We start from the raw sequence: 15,888 nt of genomic DNA on the forward strand, positions 1-15,888 counted from the left end.
GACACTGGAATCCAGAAATTTGATTGCAAGTGAGCACACTGAGCTGATAAGCATAAAAATAGCTGTCTTATGCTAAAACAAACGTTTTTGACGAGATTGTATGAAAAGCTGGATCCCAGTGGGCTTTGTTGCATAGCAACCGAAAAAATCTGGTGGCTACTGACAAAATTCATTATAAATAACCATTTAACTGTTGAAGAAAAAATATGCCACAGAAAATGAAAGTCAGTAACCAAAACGAATATAACAAATTCCTTGAAAAAAGGGGAAATATTTTTCGTTACATCGATGAAGCTATCGAAAATTGGTATGAAAATAGTCCAAAAATGCAGGGCGGCAACTATATTTACAGTGATAAAGTCGTAATTTTGGTGCATATAATTGTCAATCTTTTTAGAATTGGTTTAAGACAAACGGTGGGGTTTATAAAAGGATATCTGCAACAAATAGGAAAAAATTTGGCAGTTATCAGCTATTCACAAGCATCAAGAAGGTTTAAAAAACTTAATATTAAGATAAATGATTGCAGGGTTGATAAAAGCAACATGGAAAATATTGAAATTATCATAGATAGCACAAGTATCAGCATTTACAGTAACACTCCTGGCCACAGTAAGGAAAACAGTGCAGATAGAAAGTACCGAAGCTACGAGCAAGTAAGAAAGTTACATGTTATGTTAAGTGTGAATAGTAAAAAAGCTATAGCTGCAAGATACAGTAATGGCGTCTACTCTGACCACTATGGAGCTTGCGATTTGCTTGAAGAAGTTAATTTTCAGCACAAAATAAAAGCATTATATGCAGATAGGGCATACGATAGGCACAAACTTTATAAATTGTGTAAGAAATACGATATAAAGACAAAAGTTCTACCAAAAAAGGATGCAGCAGAACATTCAAAAATAGATTATATGTCTGACAGAAATGCTGCTATTAGGTTAATAAAATTATATGGACAAGATGGTGTAAAAGAGTGGAAAAAGGAAGCAATTTATGGAAAGAGATCTTACATAGAAGGATTTTTCTCAAGGTTGAAGCAAGTATTTGGATTTAGCTTTAGGAATAAATCTGAAGTAAATCGTGAAAAAGAATTACTAATTAAGTGCTATTTGCTCAACAAATTCACTGATATTGGTATGGCTAAATTTGAAATCATTACATAAATTTGTCGTAAACCATCACTGCTTAAGGTGCTATGCAACAAAGCCATCCCAGTGTCACGCACTGGGATGACAGGGAAAAAAGGCACTGGGATGACAAAAAAGAGGGCACTGGAATGACATCATTTACTGTATAATACTGTGCAATATTGCAACGTTCATACAGCTGTGTGTCGACTACCTCCATGGCACCCTTGCATGTAATTTTTTCTTTTTCACTACTGAAGGCTTCTTTCATATTACCTTAGTGATGCAATATATCCTTTTCTTTGATGGACAATTCACCATCAATCTTTTTTATATTATCATTAGTAATTTTTTGTACTTCATCGTGAAGGTTATGGTAATCATCTTCCGAAATTTCTTTATTTTTTTCCATATTTTTTAATTCTTCTATTATATCCCTGCGTATATTCCGAATTGCAATTCGTGCATTTTCAGCAAATTGGTGTAATAGCTTCACTAATTTTTCACGGGTTTCTTGTGTTAAGTCCGGAAGAGCTATACGTATGGTATTGCCCTCAACAACAGGATTTAAATTCAAGTTGGCATTTAATATAGCATTTTTCACTTCACCTACAACATTAATATCCCAAACTTTAATTGATAGGGTTTTGTTATCTATAACCGAAACGCCTGCAACCTGATTTAACTTTTGATGTCCACCATAGATATTTACAACTATACCATCAAGCAACGATGCGCTAGCTCTACCAGTGCGTACGCCTTTAATATCATCATGAAAGGACTGAATAGTTTTTAGCATTCTTTCTTTTGTTTTAGCTTTTATTTCATTTAACATAAATTACCTAATGTTTACAATCTGAAACTATAGTATAAGTACCTTGACCCTTAATAATATTGACTATTTTTTCTCCCTTCAAAGAAAAAACTATAATTGGAATAGAATTCTCACGAGCAAGTGAAATTGCTGATGCATCCATAACTTTTAAATCACGAGTCAATAAATCCGTGTAAGAAAGCCTATCATACATTACAGCATCCTCATTTTTTTTCGGATCAGCGGAGTATACACCATTTACTTGCGTACCCTTTAGAATAACATCACAATTCATTTCAACAGCACGTAAAGCTGCAGCTGTATCTGTAGTAAAAAATGGATTGCCTGTGCCTGCTGCAAAAATTACCACTCTACCTTTTTCTAAATGACGAATAGCTTTCCTTCTTATGTAAGGTTCACATACAGTGGCCATGGGTATTGCAGATAATACCCTAGAAGCTACTAAATTTTTTTCTAAAAAGTTTTGTAAAATTAAAGCATTGATTATAGTTGCAAGCATTCCAATATAATCACTGCTTGCTCTTTCACAACCACTTAAAGACGCAGATGTGCCACGAAAGATATTACCACCACCAACAACAATACATACCTGAACCCCAAGCCTGTTAATATCAGCTATATCTTTGCATAATTGGCTTATTATTCCCATATCATAGCCAAAAGACTGTGACCCCATTAAAGCTTCACCAGAGATTTTAAATAACACTCTGGAATATTTTATTTCGCTTTTTTCATTTGTTGAGGGAAACATTTTTTACCATTTAGTTTGCACCACCCAAAACAAGTAACTTGTAATTAGATAATTTAATAGCACTCACCTCGCTTGATTTTATAAAATCAGAAACCTTCATTTTATCATCCTTTATGAACTTTTGTTCTAGCAAAACAACTTCTTCATAGTACTTAGCCATTCGTCCATCTACTATTTTTTTTGCTACTTCTTCAGGTTTATTTAAGCTCCTTACTTGCTCTTCAATTATAGAACGTTCATTTTTCAACTTCATTTGATCTAAATCATCTATAGACAAAGCTTCAGGCTTCATAGCAACTACATGCATAGCTATTTGTTTCCCAATCTCTTGTAGCTTCGCCTTATCACCAGATGATTGCAATGCAATTAAAGCACCAATCTTACCTAAGCCACACACATCACCATGTACGTAGCCAGCAATAACTCCATCCTTAGCTTCTAAGTAACAAAGCTTGCTTAACTCTAGCTTCTCACCAAGAACTGATGTACCATTCATAATAGCTTCCTGCACTGTGCCAATGCTTTCATACTTGGCATTTTTTAACTCATCAACGCTAGTACAGCGTTCTTGATGAGCAATTGATGCTAAATTTGAAACTAACTCTATAAATTTCTCATTTCTTGCAACAAAATCTGTTTCGCAATTGAGTTCAACCAATGCACCATAATTTTCAGTCAAACACATAGCAACGAGCCCATCTGAAGCTACTCTATCAGATTTTTTGTCAGCTTTAGCAAGCCCTATTGTACGTAACTTATTAACGGCTTTCTTAATGTCACCATCACATTCTTCTAATGCTTTTTTACAGTCACTTAAGCCAAGCCCTGTTCTATCACGTAATTCTCTTATATCATCTGGATTCATCTTCATTTGTTACTACCTCCCTTTCTTCTTCTTTGTAAACTTTACTACGTCTCCTTTTAGTTTGCACAATACCATCTTCTTTTTCTTGAATAAACTCATCACCCCTTATATCATCAATCTTAACTCCAGATCTTGCTAGACTAGACTCTATTCCAGCTAATATAGAGTCGGTAGCTAATTTACAATAGAGCTCTATTGATTTTCTTGAGTCATCATTTCCAGGTATTAGATAAGTAATACCATCTGGATCAGAATTAGTATCAAGTATTGCAACTATTGGAATTCCTAACTTCTTAGCTTCCTTAACCGCTATATGCTCTTTATTAGTATCAATGATGAATAATATATCAGGAATTGCTCCCATTTCTCTAATACCGCCTAACACCTTATCAAGCTTTTGCTTTTTCTTTTCAATGTTCCCCAATTCTTTCTTTGTTAAAATGCTATCTTCATCATTTAATATTTTCTCATATTGCATCAAGGTTTTTATCGAAGAAGAAACAGTGCCCCAATTAGTAAGCATACCACCGAGCCATCGATGATTCACATAATATTGACCACAACGAATCGCTTCACTTGCAATAATATCAAAAGCTTGAAACTTTGTACCAACAAATAGAATGCGACCACCTTGAGATGCAACGTCATATAAAGCCTTCATGGCCACCTGTAGCAATGGTAATGTTTTTCGCAAGTCAATTATATGTATACGATTTTCTTGATGCACTCCATATATGTATGGAGCCATTTTTGCGTTCCAGCGACTAATTTTGTGACCAAAATGTACACCAGATTCGGCTAAATCACGTACAGTGACTTCAGGCAAATTTGTCATATATCATTCCTCCAAATAGTTTATCTTCCATGGCATAACCCTAATGGGACTACTTGTACAAGCCATGTGTGAAATTAAATTATTTACATAGTAATAGAAAAGACAGCAAAGTGCAAACAAAAAATATTGACAAAGGGCAACATGTTTATTAGCTTTAAAGTCGAAGCTCGAAAACGCTAAAAAGAAATTAGGGGGGTGTAGCTCAGTTGGTTAGAGCGCATGCCTGTCACGCATGAGGTCGTGAGTTCAAGTCTCATCACTCCCGCCATATTAGTTTTAGCATGACCTAAAATCCGCAACCGGTATTTAGAAACGCTTTCACCAAACTTGACATGGTATGGTATTGTAATTAATACTTAAATAGGTTTATTTTTATCATTAACAATTAGGATTAAATATGTTCATTTCTGAAGTTTTTGCAGCAGATGCAACTAACAATGCATCAAGTATCGGCGCATCTTTTACTAGTTTTATTCCATTGATTTTAATATCTGCAGTAATTTATTTTCTTATAATTCGCCCACAACAAAAAAAACTAAAAGAACATAGAAAAATTATAGATCAAATAAAGCGTGGTGATACAGTCGTTACTTCTGGCGGGATAATAGGTGAAGTTAACAAAGTTGATGGAGCAAATGCACAATTTATAATAGAAATAGCACCAAAAGTTGAGATAAAAGTCCTAAAGTCCGCTATATCTGAAGTTTTAAACAAAGAAGCTCAGAAAGTAGCAGCTAAACCAATTGAAAAAGGCAAAATCGAAAAGAGTGATAAAAAGAATAAAAATCAACCACCAGAGGAAAGTAAAAAGGGAAAAGATGATAAAGGCAAAAATGCTGCATAACTTTAAAAGAAAGTTCATTTGGTGATCCATTTGTGTGCGGAATATTTGGTGTAGTAAGTAGCGGTGATTCAGTAATACCAACTTTACTAACTGGGTTGCAAAAATTGGAATATAGGGGATATGACTCTTCGGGTATAGCAATCATAAATAACGAAGGTAAGATAGAAGTCAAAAAATCAGAAGGTAAAGTCGAAAGGTTATGTGAAGTTGTTGATGACAGCAAGATGTCTCACAGTACAGTTGGTATAGCACATACTCGCTGGGCTACACATGGAGTCCCAGGCCTTAAAAATGCTCATCCCATTCGTACAAATAATGTTGTTGTTGCTCATAATGGCATAATTGAGAATTACAATCTGCTAAAAAAGGGTCTAGAAGAAAGGGGAATATCGTTCCATACTGACACTGACACAGAGATCATACCAAATATGCTAACCTTATATCTTGATGAAGGATTGTCGCCAGTTGATTCTCTATTTAAGTGTTTAAACAACTTACATGGCTCATTTGCCTTGGTCTTATTATTTGCAGAATATCCAGACGCCTTATTTGTTGCGAAGAGAAATTTGCCTTTAGCAATAGGCTATAACTGTAACACAGTGTTTGCTGCATCTGACTCTAATGCTTTAAGTGCATTTGTGGAAAGAATATCGCATTTAGAAGATGATGACATTGCAGTGATAAAATCTAGTGGAGTTAGTATATACAACAATGGTACACAAGTTAAACGCAGTATAGAAAATAGTAGTCCAAGTGATTTTCTAATTAGCAAAAATGGTTACCCTAGCTTCATGTTAAAAGAGATTTTTGAGCAACCGCGTGCATTAAACAAAACAATAAATCAATTTTACAAGCAATATAAAGAGGTCAACAAAAAACTCTTCTCTGAACTGAATCACATTACTATAGTTGGATGCGGATCATCTTATTTTGCTGGGCTAATAGCGAAGTATTGGCTGGAAAGTATTGCTCAAGTTCGAGTATATCTAGAAATCTCATCAGAATTTAGGTATAGCAACGTCAAGCTGGAAGAAGGCAGTATTGGGTTATTCATCTCCCAATCTGGCGAAACTGCAGATACCATAGAAGCGCTGCGTTATGCGAAATCACAGAAGCAAACAATCATTAGTATAACTAACACATTTAGCAGCAGCATCGAAAAGATCTCAGATATTGTGTTACATACTCTTGCTGGGCCAGAAATTGGTGTTGCTTCAACAAAAACCTTCTCTGCGCAACTTGCAACTTTAGCATGCTTTGCCGTGGAGCTTGGAAAAATAAAAGGTATACTGGGTGGAGAGAGAATAAAGCAGCTAAGCAGTGCTATCAACTCTATCCCCAAGTATATTGAGCATGTTTTAAATGTGATGAAAATACAACATATATCAGGTAGTATATTAGAGCACAATAACGTTATTTTAATTGGCAGAGGAAGTTCATACGGAGTTGCAATGGAAGGTGCATTGAAGATAAAAGAGCTTTCATACATCAATACAATTGGTATTGCAGCGGGAGAAATGAAGCACGGTTCTATTGCTTTAATAGACTCTACTGTGCTTGTTATAGCAATTATCCCTTATGATAGTTTATTCTTTAAAACGCTATCTAATATACAAGAGATTATTGCAAGAAAAGGCAAAGTAATTGCCTTCAGTGATAAGCAAGGAGCGCCATTCCTAAGGGAAGTTTGCATAGATGTGGTGCAACTTCCAGACGCTGATAATTTTATCTCTCCAATCATCTACAGTGTTGCTATGCAATTCCTTGCTTACTTTACTGCAGCAAAAAAAGGGTTAGACGTGGATTGTCCGAGAAATTTAGCTAAGTCTGTCACGGTTGAGTAGTCCATTTAAAGTTAAACTTCTAATTAAGAACTTTAATTATTAACTATAAGTCACTGAATTTCACTAGTAAATTTACTGCCATCATCCATATTGTACAATTGTATATAAGATATAGTATAACAATAGTGTCCGTTCAGCTAATACCAATTCCCACTGCACAACAAACGGATAGACAAGAATGGAAAAAAAGCCATACCATTGCCTCTCTTTCTCACTCCATAATTAAAAAACTCTGCAATCCCTCTTATTTGATTCACTAATAATGAGAATTGGTATAACTTTGCTATTTTTCTCTCTATAGCTAACCCAAGAAAGGTTTTCCTACGTCATACCGCCGCGGCGCTAACAAGTAGCGGAATGACGAATTTGTCATTTTTCAAATTATCGGTAAATCTAAGTCAGTTTAGCTATATAAAACATAGTATAAAAAGAGCTATTTCAGCAAAATTTTAAACAAACAAAGTTCATTAGCTTCACAATTGGCACCTTACGAGAAAAGTACATTTGATATACAGATTTAAAATACAAGTTAACGAATTATTATGATTTTTACCAAGATAATAGTATAGTAAGGTTTGGTAGTGAGGTATCAAAATGGGAAAATACACTAACGCATGGTTTTATAAGAAAGATAATCACGATTGTGCAAACGATGGCACTTGTGGGCAAGCTATAACGGATTTTAGGATTGGTGATTCTGATATTTTCTTCTATGATAGTAATGGAACAGTGATTGCGCAGATACCTAAGCTGCCTAATGGAAACTCTATTACATATCGTAATAATTTATATAAAACTGCACAATCAAAAAACTTTAGTGAGAATACAAAATACGTAGTATTACAAGATGTGCTGCCTAATCAATTTAATTTTGAATACGGAAAGTTGAATTGCGTAATACATTATGACAATGTATCGCAACAAGAGCAGGAGCAAATGAAGCTTGATATTCAAAATGCCTATGAGGCATATAAAGCAAAGTTTTGTATGGATAGTGATACTCAAGTGACTGTGCATACCTATGTTTTTAATAATAGAGATGATTATAGGGGATATGGCACTTTGGTTCCTAAGTTTTCATGGAGTCAATCTTCGTTCAATATTTCTGGTGGGATGACAAATGGAGAAAGCGTATTACTCTATAAAGATGTTTATACGGACAACGTTTTAGCCCATGAATTTGGTCATGTATTTCAAATGAGGCTTTCTGAAGCAAAAGTAGAGGAGTTAGACCGTATAAATAATCAGCTGATGGCAAATGCAATTGGACTTGAGGTAGAAGAAAAAAATTATAAAGCTATTTGCAAGCAGATGGGTGTAGATGAATATGAAGACCGTGGATGGATGTTTAAATTTAAATACAAAGGTACAACTGGTAGTATATACCGCAAGGACCTTTCAGAAGCAGAGAAATTTCAAATTATACAACGTGTCAAGAATTCTGGACTAGATGAATATGAAGATCGTGGATCGATGTTTAAATTTAAATATAAAGATACAACTAGTAGTATATACCTCAAGGATCTTTCAGAAGCAGAGAAATTTCAAATTATACAACGTGTCAAGAATTCTGGACTAGATGAATATGAAGACCGTGGATGGATATTTAGTTTTAAATACAAAGGCACCACTTATAACGTAAGATACAAGGACTTTTCAGAAGATGAAAAATTTAAAGCTATACAAAATGTCAAGAATATTCATGAACTAGTAGATGAATATAAAGACCATGGATGGATATTTAGTTTTAAATACAAAGGCACCACTTATAACGTAAGATGCAAGGACTTTTCAGAAGAAGAAAAATTTCAATTTATCAAAGACATTAAGAACTCTCATGAATCGCTCGTTAGTGAATGTGATGGATTGGGGAATGAGAATACAGTTTTATCGATTCACGTTGATGAAAATAAGGAGATAAGTCAAATGTATTTTCAAAACTCCGACAAAAATATATTCAAGCAGCTAGATAAGACACTCATAAGCAGAAGTAAGCCTGAACAAGATGTGGATGATACAGATAAAGAGCCTGAACCAGAATCAGGAAAAGAACCCAAAGAGGATATAAGCAGAAGTAAACCTGAACAAGATGTGGAAAAATCAAATGAAGTAGAACAAAGTAATGTAGAAGAAGAAAAAAGTAGCCAGCAAGATACTCAGCAACCCAGTAATTTCTTATCCAATATTTTTTCAACAATTAAATTCGTTATTGGTTCTATCTCATCACTCTTTTCATGGTTATTTGGGTCTAAAGAGGAAGAGCAATCCGATGACAATCTTTCTTTGCTTAAACCTGATGTGGATGAGTTAGGTCACGATGTTAGAGATCACTTATCAGATTATTATCACTCACCTGATGAGTTCATGTAGTGTGACTGTTTTATAGCCACTCCCCTACCCTTTCTAACTGTATAGCCTCAGCAAATATAGAGAGGCTAAAGGGAGTGGCATCACTTAAATAATTAGATGAAAAATTAGGCAGATCATTCTGAAATTCTTGCATTTTCTGTCTATAGCTGACCCAAGCAACACATCATACCGTCGCGGCGCTAACTAGTAGCGGAATGACGGTTTTTCAAATTGTCGGTAAATCTAAGTCACTTTAGCTATATAATTTTGTTAAACAACTTCCCTTTTGGTCATATCGAACCAAATTTCTTTTTCACACCACCTTTTAAGCCACTTTCGTCAGTTTTTTTGTCATAATGCGGTCAAACACTCCCAATAACCTCTTTAATAGGTTTGGAGTTAGCGAAGAGATAAGATCAACAGATACGTTATTGTTTTTGTCATCACCACTCGCTTTATAGTCTATTGAAATGATTCCCCTACTTTTCCCGCCAGTAAGAAGTTTCCCAATTATAGGAATTTTTAACAAAGATTTATTAATTGAATATGCTGGTATTACCTGTCCTTCAACTTGGAATTTATAATTTCTAATGTCGAGCTTACCGCTAGTGCTAATGCCTAATTCCGCCCCTTCAAGCCAAGATTCTTCAATTTCGACAGAGCCATCTTTGTATGAGAAAGGTACATTACATTTATAAAAGTATACACCTTCATCCTTTATAGCATTCACAATACCAGGAAGCGAAGACATCGATAATAAAGTAGTGAGTAGTGGAGCATCTTTGATATAAAAATTACTAATAGATAACATGCCATAATGTTCTTCATTTTCTCTCTGAGGAGATAGATAAAGAGAAAATTTACCATTTTTGACTGATTTACTAATGCCTAAGGAACGCGAAAGTATACCTGCATTATCTGCATATATTTCGAGCCCTATTCCACTGTATTCCGCTAGTATGTTGCTGCTATCTTCTAGAAACTGTCCTGTAAATTGACTTCCACCGCAATCTCCTTTAGTGCAGGTTACATTCAGCTTAGCATCTTTTATAACAATGCCTTCTTTCATAATTACATTGTCAACATTCATACTAATTTCTATATCTTTGTTTAATCCATTACTGTTTTTGCCAAGCAAGCCTAAAATATCACTCAAATTAATTTTCTCACCATAAATAGTTATGGCATTTTTTTCCTTACCTGATTCAATTTCTATACTAAAATCATTATCAGGCAATTTAAAGCTACTAGAATTTAAATATAAATTTCCATTTCCTACTCTTCCGCTGAATTTTACATCTAAATCACTTCCTACAATGTCTAATTTATCTACTAACAATTCATCGGCACCTTTTAACTTTACAGAGAACAAAACTTTATTGTGATCTTCAAAACGATTTTTCCACCCAAAATAACTTGAACGTGATTCAAGCTCTGATAAATCCATATTACCATTAACATGCCCCGTCTTATCTTGATTTATCACCGATTCTATATTTGTATTGACATAGCCACCTATATTTTTATCAAAATTAAGTATTTGAGCGGGTAAATCTCCGGTCAAATTCCAGGCAAAACTTTCATTCCTATTGCTACTTTTCAGGTCAAATAATAGCTGTGTGTTATTCACCATACCACTACCATTTAAATCTATAAAGTCACTGCCAAAACTAAGCTTAATGTCATATTTACCAAGACTTGCATTATAGACGGCCAAATTGTCAATTTCAGAATGAAAATTTGCTGAGAAGTCTACTTTTTTGTCATCAGCATTTAGATTAAAAATGCGAAAATTAAATACAGATTTTGCCATTCCACTTACTTTATCCCTTTCAACCTTCACCACATCATCCAGCTTAAATTTTATAGGCTCATATAAACCATAAGCATCACTTACAGCTTGGCCATTAATGGTTAGAACTGAATTTTCCTTATTGAGAGATTTCATTTCAATATCACCGCCATTAATAGTGAAATTCTGAAACTTAGCGCTATTTGCAGTAATTTTGAGATTGTTATTCTTGAAGGTTAAGTCACCGTTTAATTCCCTTGCTTGCTCAAAATCTTCATCAAATTTTACGCTACCGTTTTCTATATCAGCAACAATTACAATGTCTGACAGATCGTCATCAACCAAATTTTTAATTTTGCCATTGAAACTTACAATGGTATTTAAAACATCCCCATCAATATTATCACAATACCAGCTTTTAAATTTACTATTTACTACACTATCTGGTACATAAGTACATAAATCCTTTGCAGCAAACTTACTAATATTAATTCTAAGCAAAGCATGGCTTGTACTAAAGTTCATTTTGCCTATTAAAGAAAGATACATACCATTTAACTTAAAATGGAAGTTTTTTACACTAATAATTCCATCACTATATGTTAAATTTATATTTACATTAGTTAAGGCCAAATTTTTGTCCAAATAATTTTCTGTATTCAATACGTATATATTTCCATCTACGATTTCATCCTTTTTATTAATTTTCACTGAGAAGCTTCCTTTGAATCCTATATTTTTGTCCAAATTGTAGCTTTTAACTAATGTAGAAAACTCGCTCAATAGTCCCAATTTTAGGTCATAAAATGTCCCGTACACATTTAGCAAATTGTTGCGATTTTTTATCGTAATTGATAAATCATCCAAAAATCCCTTTCCATCTTTTGTATTCACATGAATATCTAAAACATTAAAATCTTCCCCCTTCCCTATATATAATTTATCAATAAAAAATTCATCTTCTGTGCTTTTATCAATAGCAATGTTAGTAAATTCAATTTTTGAATCCGCATTTAAGTCAAAAAAAAATTCCCTTATTGTTTTTAATAGATTTTTTGCACTACTTTCTGTCATCTTGAAATTCTTCCCTGTCATCCCAGTTGTCATCCAAGTAGCTTGACCACTTGTTTCTTTTTTTCTAGATTCCAGCGTCACGCGCTGGAATGACACCGAAGGAAGGCGGTTATTACTTAAATAATGATTATCCAAAAGGTCTAATGAGTTTTGCGGATTAACATTAGTTTCTTCTCTCTTGATATATACATGCACATTATCAGCTGAAACCTGAGAGAGATTTGTGCTAGCTTTAAATAAGGAACTTAACTTAAAATGTACAAAAAGCTCAGGAACTTTTATAGTAAAATTAGGGTTTGCTATTGCCAAATCCGTAATGACTAAATACGGATCTTTGCCATCTTTCTGCCAAACAACTGAGGTATTCTCCATATTAACGCTTGAGCCAACAAATATTTTTGATATTTTATGTTTAACATAAAAATCAATATAATTAATATTGATTTCTAAAGGCTTAAAAAAAATAAAGAAGCACAATATGAATAATAAAGCTACGGAAAATAATATAGTAATTTTTTTAAGCATCGATTATTGCTTTTCTTGCTAAACTATCAGCCTCCTCATTATACTTATCGCCACTGTGTGCTTTAACCCACTTCCAATCAATTTCGTGTTGTGAAGCAACGTTGTCTAGCTCTTTCCACAATTCCATATTTTTTACTGATTTTTTATTACTTGTTTTCCAGCCATTCATTTTCCACTTATTTATCCATTCTGTTATGCCATGCTTAACATAAAGACTATCCGTATATAAATTAATATTACAAGAAAATTTCAATACTTTCAGCCCATTGATCACCGCTGTTAACTCCATTTTATTGTTTGTGGTATTTTCTTCTCTACCATAAATGTCTTTTCTATAATCTTGAAATAATATGATAGCTGCCCATCCTCCCGCTCCAGGATTACCAGAACACGCCCCATCCGTGTGTATTATCACTTCTTTTTTACTCATCTTTAACTGTAATGAATTAATAAAGTATATAGTTGCTTTTATGAAAGCACAATTTCTAAAGGTAGTTTAAGCTGCACCTTTAAATTTTATTATAGAAACAAAAAAAAGTGTGACAACGAGCATTACCAAAAGGAAAAGTAAAAAATAGTTTTTATGCTTCTGCCGTTCTTTCATAACTAAAATAAATCAATAGAACAAAAAATAATACTGGCGAATAGGGAAAATAGATAAGAAATTGAATAAGAAAACATTTTTTTCTGTGAGCTGTGATTCTTGAACTTCATAACAGATACAGCGTACCAAATAAAAACGCAACCTTCAAAGGTTGCCATGCTTAGATAAAGTAAAGCCTTTTTCAAAAATAGAGCCGGAAGCAAGCTAGTTAGCACCAGCAAAACACTATAAATTAATATATATTTTCTTGTTTTTTCCGGACCATAAACAATATTGAACATTGGAATTGATGCCTTTGCATAGTCTTCAGACTTATTTAAAGATAGGGCCCAAAAGTGTGGTGGAGTCCACATAAAAATTACTAAAAATAAAATGAAACTTTCCCAACTGACAGAATTAGTCACAGCTGCCCAGCCAATCATTGGAGGAAAAGCACCTGCTGCACCACCGATAACGATATTCTGCGGAGTGCGCCTTTTTAGCCAAATTGTATATATGAAAACGTAAAATAATATGCTAACTGCAAGCAAAGCAGCAGAAATATAGTTTACTGCTATTGCCATGATAAATACTGATAATATTCCAAGAGTTATACCAAATTCAAGCGCGCTTTCTGCAGAAATTCTACCTGAGGGTATAGGGCGGTTTTTTGTCCTTTCCATGAGCAGATCTATGTCTCTGTCATACCACATATTTATAGCACCTGCAGATCCTGAGCCAAGAGCAACACATATAAGAGATATTAGTGCTAGAAAAGGGTGCATACTACCTGGTGCAGTAACCATACCAGCAACTGCAGTAAATACCACAAGATACATTATCCTTGGCTTCAGCAAACGCCAAAAATCCAGTATTGTTGATTCAACATTTAGCAAAACACTTGTGTACATTCTATTTTACCACTGGTGGTTTTTCGAAAGTATGAAAAGGCGGTGGTGAAGATACCGTCCATTCCAAGGTGTCACCTTCCCAAGGATTATCTCCAGCTTTCTTGCCCCATTTAAAGAGATGTATAACTATAAACACAAAAAACATAACTGAAACAAAGGACATATATGAGCCAATTGAGGATATATAATTCCAAGGGATAAACGCATCAGGATAATCAGGTATACGCCTTGGCATACCAGCTAATCCTAAGAAATGTTGAGGTAAAAAAGTGATATTGGTGCTAATAAAAGTAAGCCAAAAGTGGATTTGACCTAAGCGCTCATTATATTGCCTACCCGACATTTTACCAATCCAATAATAAAAGCCAGCAAAAGTTCCAAACAATGCAGCAAGTGACATGACATAATGGAAGTGAGCAACAACATAATAGGTGTCGTGCAGGAGCTTATCTATTCCACCATGAGAGAGAATTATTCCCGTTATGCCACCGCCAACAAACATAAAAATAAAACCTAGTGCAAATAGCATAGGGGTTTTAAACTCAATCGCTCCGCCCCACATAGTTGCAATCCAGCTAAAGACTTTTACACCAGTTATAACACCGATAAAAATTGTGGTAGTACTAAAAAATGCAGCAGCGTCAGCACTAAGCCCAACAGTGAACATATGATGAGCCCAAACCATAAAGCCAAATACTGCTATACCTATCATTGCATAAACCATCCCTATGTAACCAAATACAGGTCTGTGAGAAAAAGTTGATACAACCTGACTTATGATGCCAAATGCAGGAAAAATAATTACGTAAACTTCTGGATGACCAAAAAACCAAAATAGATGTTGAAATAACACAGGATCGCCACCACCGGCAGGATCAAAAAAGGAAGTACCAACATTGCGATCAGTAAGAAGCATAGTTATAGCACCGGCAAGCACTGGTAAGGCAACAATCAACATAAATGCTGTTAACAAGACAGACCAAACAAACAGTGGCATCTTAGTTAATGACATTCCTTTTGCGCGCATGTTAAATATAGTAACTATAAAGTTGATCGCCCCAACAATTGACGACATACCAGCAACATGAAGTGCAAGTATAGCAAGGTCAACTCCTGCACTTGGATGGAACATTACCTGTGATAAAGGTGGATATAAAGTCCAACCTGTACCTGGACCTTCACCAATAAACACTGAGAGAATGAGCAAAATAAAAGATGACACTAATAACCAAAAACTTAAATTATTCATACGAGGAAATGCCATATCTGGTGCGCCAATCATGAGAGGTACAAACCAGTTACCAAATCCTCCCATGAGGGCTGGCATTATCATAAAAAACACCATTATCAACGCATGCCCTGTAACCATTACGTTATATAATTGATAATTATTGTTAAGTATATTAATGTGCATTAGCTGAGTGCGAATAATCACCGATAATAATCCACCAATAATTCCAGCTAATATGGAAAAAATAATGTACAGTGTCCCTATGTCTTTATGATTAGTGGAAAACAACCAACGCTTTATGCCCTTTGGTACATCACTCATA

Annotated in this window: 15 protein-coding genes and 1 tRNA gene; 6 read left to right on the forward strand and 10 right to left on the reverse strand. The window is 34.4% G+C overall.

Annotation, left to right across the window (positions count from 1 at the left end; genetic code table 11):
• Positions 1-69: 69 nt before the first annotated feature.
• Entirely contained in the window at positions 70-222 is a 153-nt protein-coding gene (locus ACJZL1_RS01920; RefSeq protein ID WP_265025629.1) for a hypothetical protein, read from the forward strand.
• Positions 207-1,163 carry an IS5 family transposase gene (locus ACJZL1_RS01925; protein ID WP_264735368.1) on the forward strand — a complete coding sequence of 319 codons (957 nt, stop codon included), beginning with the start codon at positions 207-209 and terminating at the stop codon, positions 1,161-1,163. Before ACJZL1_RS01920 ends, ACJZL1_RS01925 begins: the two co-directional genes overlap by 16 nt.
• Before the next feature lie 22 nt (positions 1,164-1,185).
• Here the strand turns inward: ACJZL1_RS01925 and ACJZL1_RS01930 are convergent, their stop codons facing one another.
• From ACJZL1_RS01930 to rpsB, 5 genes are read right to left on the reverse strand one after another with little or no spacing between them, the layout of a single operon-like run.
• Positions 1,186-1,398: a hypothetical protein gene (locus ACJZL1_RS01930; RefSeq protein WP_419247393.1), complete on the reverse strand. Its 213-nt coding sequence runs from the start codon at positions 1,396-1,398 to the stop codon at positions 1,186-1,188.
• A 6-nt stretch (positions 1,399-1,404) separates the two neighbouring features.
• A complete protein-coding gene (gene frr / locus ACJZL1_RS01935) occupies positions 1,405-1,962 on the reverse strand; it encodes a ribosome recycling factor (RefSeq protein WP_265025631.1) in 558 nt (185 codons plus the stop codon).
• A gap of 7 nt (positions 1,963-1,969) precedes the next feature.
• Positions 1,970-2,713: a UMP kinase gene (pyrH, locus tag ACJZL1_RS01940; protein ID WP_419247394.1), complete on the reverse strand. Its 744-nt coding sequence runs from the start codon at positions 2,711-2,713 to the stop codon at positions 1,970-1,972.
• 10 nt (positions 2,714-2,723) lie between these two features.
• Positions 2,724-3,584: a translation elongation factor Ts gene (gene tsf, locus ACJZL1_RS01945; protein ID WP_419247395.1), complete on the reverse strand. Its 861-nt coding sequence runs from the start codon at positions 3,582-3,584 to the stop codon at positions 2,724-2,726.
• Positions 3,565-4,413 carry a 30S ribosomal protein S2 gene (gene rpsB, locus ACJZL1_RS01950; RefSeq protein ID WP_265035489.1) on the reverse strand — a complete coding sequence of 283 codons (849 nt, stop codon included), beginning with the start codon at positions 4,411-4,413 and terminating at the stop codon, positions 3,565-3,567. The genes tsf and rpsB overlap by 20 nt, the downstream gene beginning before the upstream one ends.
• Before the next feature lie 191 nt (positions 4,414-4,604).
• Between rpsB and ACJZL1_RS01955 the strand changes: the two genes are divergently transcribed.
• The 4 genes from ACJZL1_RS01955 (at position 4,605) to ACJZL1_RS01970 (ending at position 9,471) form a co-directional block, all read left to right on the forward strand.
• Positions 4,605-4,681, forward strand: a tRNA-Asp gene (locus ACJZL1_RS01955).
• Between the two features lie 129 nt (positions 4,682-4,810).
• Positions 4,811-5,257 (forward strand): preprotein translocase subunit YajC, encoded by a 447-nt coding sequence (gene yajC / locus ACJZL1_RS01960; protein WP_265025635.1) that lies wholly within the window; start codon positions 4,811-4,813, stop codon positions 5,255-5,257.
• 32 nt (positions 5,258-5,289) lie between these two features.
• Entirely contained in the window at positions 5,290-7,101 is a 1,812-nt protein-coding gene (gene glmS / locus ACJZL1_RS01965) for a glutamine--fructose-6-phosphate transaminase (isomerizing) (RefSeq protein WP_419247396.1), read from the forward strand.
• A gap of 594 nt (positions 7,102-7,695) precedes the next feature.
• The gene (locus tag ACJZL1_RS01970) at positions 7,696-9,471 is read left to right on the forward strand and encodes a hypothetical protein (RefSeq protein WP_419247397.1); all 1,776 of its coding nucleotides are present in this window, start codon (positions 7,696-7,698) and stop codon (positions 9,469-9,471) included.
• 10 nt (positions 9,472-9,481) lie between these two features.
• On the opposite strand, the gene ACJZL1_RS01975 is transcribed toward ACJZL1_RS01970, so the two are convergent.
• From ACJZL1_RS01975 to ctaD, 5 genes are all read right to left on the reverse strand, one after another.
• Positions 9,482-9,604, reverse strand: coding sequence for a hypothetical protein (locus tag ACJZL1_RS01975; RefSeq protein WP_419247398.1), 123 nt, complete (start codon positions 9,602-9,604; stop codon positions 9,482-9,484).
• Between the two features lie 171 nt (positions 9,605-9,775).
• Positions 9,776-12,841 (reverse strand): AsmA-like C-terminal domain-containing protein, encoded by a 3,066-nt coding sequence (locus ACJZL1_RS01980; protein ID WP_419247399.1) that lies wholly within the window; start codon positions 12,839-12,841, stop codon positions 9,776-9,778.
• Positions 12,834-13,271, reverse strand: a complete 438-nt coding sequence (rnhA, locus tag ACJZL1_RS01985; protein ID WP_419247400.1) for a ribonuclease HI — start codon at positions 13,269-13,271, stop codon at positions 12,834-12,836. The genes ACJZL1_RS01980 and rnhA overlap by 8 nt, the downstream gene beginning before the upstream one ends.
• A 176-nt stretch (positions 13,272-13,447) precedes the next feature.
• A complete protein-coding gene (locus ACJZL1_RS01990; RefSeq protein ID WP_419247401.1) occupies positions 13,448-14,335 on the reverse strand; it encodes a heme o synthase in 888 nt (295 codons plus the stop codon).
• Position 14,336: 1 nt separating this feature from the next.
• Positions 14,337-15,887, reverse strand: a complete 1,551-nt coding sequence (ctaD, locus tag ACJZL1_RS01995; protein ID WP_419247402.1) for a cytochrome c oxidase subunit I — start codon at positions 15,885-15,887, stop codon at positions 14,337-14,339.
• Between the last annotated feature and the right edge of the window lies 1 nt (position 15,888).

The sequence above is a fragment of the Wolbachia endosymbiont of Rhagoletis indifferens genome (genome assembly GCF_048537595.1).
In the GTDB taxonomy this organism is placed as follows: domain Bacteria; phylum Pseudomonadota; class Alphaproteobacteria; order Rickettsiales; family Anaplasmataceae; genus Wolbachia.

Coding starts and splice junctions, on each gene's coding strand:
- yajC (WP_265025635.1), top strand. CDS start 4,811: ATGTTCATTTCTGAAGTTTTTGCAGCAGATGCAACTAACAATGCATCA.
- pyrH (WP_419247394.1), bottom strand. CDS start 2,713: ATGTTTCCCTCAACAAATGAAAAAAGCGAAATAAAATATTCCAGAGTG.
- ACJZL1_RS01980 (WP_419247399.1), bottom strand. CDS start 12,841: ATGCTTAAAAAAATTACTATATTATTTTCCGTAGCTTTATTATTCATA.
- ACJZL1_RS01925 (WP_264735368.1), top strand. CDS start 207: ATGCCACAGAAAATGAAAGTCAGTAACCAAAACGAATATAACAAATTC.
- tsf (WP_419247395.1), bottom strand. CDS start 3,584: ATGAAGATGAATCCAGATGATATAAGAGAATTACGTGATAGAACAGGG.
- rpsB (WP_265035489.1), bottom strand. CDS start 4,413: ATGACAAATTTGCCTGAAGTCACTGTACGTGATTTAGCCGAATCTGGT.
- ACJZL1_RS01975 (WP_419247398.1), bottom strand. CDS start 9,604: ATGCAAGAATTTCAGAATGATCTGCCTAATTTTTCATCTAATTATTTA.
- ctaD (WP_419247402.1), bottom strand. CDS start 15,887: ATGAGTGATGTACCAAAGGGCATAAAGCGTTGGTTGTTTTCCACTAAT.
- ACJZL1_RS01970 (WP_419247397.1), top strand. CDS start 7,696: ATGGGAAAATACACTAACGCATGGTTTTATAAGAAAGATAATCACGAT.
- ACJZL1_RS01990 (WP_419247401.1), bottom strand. CDS start 14,335: ATGTACACAAGTGTTTTGCTAAATGTTGAATCAACAATACTGGATTTT.
- ACJZL1_RS01920 (WP_265025629.1), top strand. CDS start 70: ATGCTAAAACAAACGTTTTTGACGAGATTGTATGAAAAGCTGGATCCC.
- ACJZL1_RS01930 (WP_419247393.1), bottom strand. CDS start 1,398: ATGAAAGAAGCCTTCAGTAGTGAAAAAGAAAAAATTACATGCAAGGGT.
- frr (WP_265025631.1), bottom strand. CDS start 1,962: ATGTTAAATGAAATAAAAGCTAAAACAAAAGAAAGAATGCTAAAAACT.
- rnhA (WP_419247400.1), bottom strand. CDS start 13,271: ATGAGTAAAAAAGAAGTGATAATACACACGGATGGGGCGTGTTCTGGT.